Origin of the sequence: Caballeronia sp., assembly GCF_049581465.1 — a bacterium.
Taxonomy (GTDB): domain Bacteria; phylum Pseudomonadota; class Gammaproteobacteria; order Burkholderiales; family Burkholderiaceae; genus Caballeronia.
Genome location: NZ_JBAUSA010001233.1, coordinates 1 through 2,912, shown reverse-complemented (window position 1 = coordinate 2,912; position 2,912 = coordinate 1). Strand labels below are relative to the sequence as shown.

General features: G+C 57.5%; 3 protein-coding genes. 1 reads left to right on the top strand and 2 read right to left on the bottom strand.

Annotated elements, in window-relative coordinates; all coding sequences use genetic code 11:
• Nucleotides 1-191: 191 nt before the first annotated feature.
• The gene (locus WCA53_RS30145; protein WP_423919999.1) at nucleotides 192-899 is read right to left on the bottom strand and encodes a DUF2968 domain-containing protein; all 708 of its coding nucleotides are present in this window, start codon (nucleotides 897-899) and stop codon (nucleotides 192-194) included.
• 153 nt (nucleotides 900-1,052) lie between these two features.
• Entirely contained in the window at nucleotides 1,053-1,325 is a 273-nt protein-coding gene (locus tag WCA53_RS30140) for a hypothetical protein (RefSeq protein WP_423919994.1), read from the bottom strand.
• A gap of 404 nt (nucleotides 1,326-1,729) precedes the next feature.
• On the opposite strand from WCA53_RS30140, the gene WCA53_RS30135 reads away from it, so the two are divergent.
• On the top strand, nucleotides 1,730-2,912 hold a 1,183-nt coding region (locus WCA53_RS30135), incomplete at its 3' end, for an RAD55 family ATPase (protein ID WP_423919991.1).

Here is a 2,912-nt window from a genome sequence, read left to right as displayed (position 1 = left end):
TATCGAAACAGTATCGAACGAGTTAGGAAACGTTGAAGAAAGGTGAATGATTAGAAAGATTTGGGCGCGAGATTGCTATTCGCGAAATGCGAAGCGGCCGCAATGCGGCCGCTTTTTCTATCGATTGCAACGTGCTTCTATGAGTTGCAACAATTTTCAACAATCCAGCACGAAGCGATTGCTTGCCCCGATTATTTCGATACGGGTATTGGCAAGATGTCGGTGTCGGACTCGCGTTGAAGATCCTGAACCTTGGATTGCAATGCGCGCAATTGCGCTTGCGCGGTATCCTGTTCGGCCCGCAATGAGCGAATCGCTTCTTGTTGCTCTTGCTGCCGGTCGGCCACCTGGCTCTGCTGCGCGCGCGCGACATCGAGATCGGCTTGCAAACGATTCGCACGCGTTTGCTGAACGCCGATCAGTCGATCCGCAAAGCTCTTCTCCGCTTCGAGTTTGGTCCGGCGGATTTCTGAATCGGCAAGTGCAGCGGTGTTCTTTGAGAAGTCCGCGTACACCGTTTCAGCTCGCGCGTCGACTTGCGTCTTGATCACGCGCCAAAATTTCTTTTGCTGAAACAACGCGATATAAAACGTCATTTCGTCCGGGTAAAACAACATGCTGGCACCATAACTTCCGTTATAGGTGGTGCGCAATTCGGTTACCTTGCCATCGCGAATCATTTGCTGCAGTTCTGCGATATTGCCATTCACCGTGGCTTGCGGTTCGTCGGCCGCGCCATTGGTGAGGAGACTGCGCCGCGTGCTCGCGTCGCCGAGCGCGTCGGCTGTTGGGGCCGCCCCTTGCGCGGGCGCCACAGACACGGCAGCGAAAGCTCCGCTGCACAGGATGAAGCATCCCAGGACAAGCGCCGCGCCTCTCGAGGTGTTGTTGGAGTTCATGGAATTTCCGGGTTGAACGCAAATGTAGAAATGCGAAAGCACCGGAATTATGGCAGATAGAAATGGCAAATCGGGAAATGCGTGACACACGCATTCTATGTGCAACACGTTTATCGGCGATGCACGTCGATTAGGACAATTCCTGGCGTGTTTTTATAGATTGTGGCGTGGCCGGACATAATCCTGAACCGGGTTGTGAACCTGCTGGTTGGGTACACCGCCGATGGGTGAAAAGATGCGCGGATCCACTTGTTGTTTTGGAACGGCTGAGAAGATGCCCCGATCCGCTTTGAATGTCCATGCTGCGCTCGAATAGATTTTCGGATCGATAGAGCGCGCCGCCATGCAGGCGTCAACCTGAAGCGAGCCTGCGAGTGCGGCGATAACAGCAACATAAAAAGAGCAACGAATACGAAAACCCGGCATGACAAGCCTCACAGCAAATTGCCCGTGCGCGAACGACCCGGACAACCATGGACTCGTGACAGGCTAGGAAAAAGAGTGCGCGCAGGTGACGTTAAACGCCGCGTGCGCCAAACATCGATGAGACCATGCCCTGGTCGCGCGAACCATGAGCGAGTTCCTAATACCTCCTAGCCACGAGGACCAGTCGGGTTGTATCTCCGTGCCAGTTGATCCAGCGCAAAGCGATCAAACGCCCGGCAGGCCCGAAAAATGCGCCGTTGGTTCTTTGAAACGACGCGGTTTCCAAAACCACATCCCCCTTGGTGACATAAAAATTCACAAAGTCCGGTGTGCCGCCTCTTCTCGGCGATAGACCGATGTTGAACGACACAAGGCCCGTCGGCCATCTGGCGTGAGGGACATCCATGACTGAACATGAAACCGACTCCGGCCAACTTCCGAGCGATGCAAGTAACTTGACGACCGGCGTACCCGGCCTCGATGAAATACTCGGCGGCGGTCTTGTCAAAGGCGGGCTGTACCTGATCGAAGGCATGGCTGGCGCGGGCAAGACCATTCTCTCGGCGCAGATCGGTTTTCATCGCGTGGCCGAGGGCGACACGGTCTTGTACATCACGCTGATCGCCGAATCGCATTCGAAGCTGCTCTCGCATCTCAAGGGTTTGTCGTTTTATAACGCCGACGCCATTTCGGACAAGATGCTGTTCGTCAGCGGCTATCACGAACTGATGCGCGAAGGCCTGAACGGTTTTCTCGCGCTGATCGCGTCGACCATCAGGACGACCCGGCCGCGCTTCATGGTCGTCGACGGCTTCCGCAGCGCGCGCGAATTCAGTTCGACCGAGCTTGAGTTGTCGCAATTCATCCACGAGTTGAGTGCGTTCGTGACGGCGGCGGGTTGCACCACACTGATCCTCGCGCCCCTGTCGGGCAACGATCCGCATCCGGAACACACGCTGGTGGACGGCCTGATCGAGTTGAACCGATTTCCTACCGGCATGCGGCGCGCACGCGAAATCGAAGTGCACAAGCTGCGCGCCCGCGACCCTCTGCTGGGGCGTCACTATTTCAGGATCACCGCCGACGGATTGGTCACCTTCCCGCGCCTCGAAGCGCGCGCGTGGCTGGCGGAGGCCAAGCCGGACCTGACGTCGAAGCTCGCGTTCGGCCTGGCCGACTTCGACGCCATGCTCTGCGGCGGCGTGGTGAAGGGATCGACGACCACGCTGATCGGGCCATCGGGTATTGGGAAGACGCTGCTCGCGCTGAAGTTTCTCGAAGCGGGTGTGGCAAACGGCGAACGCTGTGTGTACTTCGGCTTCTACGAATCGCCAGAACGGCTGATCGCCAAAGCGGCGTCTGTGTCGATACATCTTGCCGACGCCGTCGCCGACGCTCGCCTGATCATTGAATGGCAACCAGCGGTGGAGCTCGCAATCGACGAACTCGCGGCCCGGCTGGTCGCGCTGGTCAAGCACACCGGAGCGTCGCGGCTAGTGGTGGACGGTATTGAAGGCTTTCACGATTCGGCGAACCGGGTCGAGCGCTTCGGTCTGTTTCTCAACGCGCTCACGCACCGTTTGCGCC

Bases quoted from the DNA above. Each gene is read 5' to 3' on its own strand.
- WCA53_RS30145 (WP_423919999.1), bottom strand. From the start codon at position 899: ATGAACTCCAACAACACCTCGAGAGGCGCGGCGCTTGTCCTGGGATGC.
- WCA53_RS30140 (WP_423919994.1), bottom strand. From the start codon at position 1,325: ATGCCGGGTTTTCGTATTCGTTGCTCTTTTTATGTTGCTGTTATCGCC.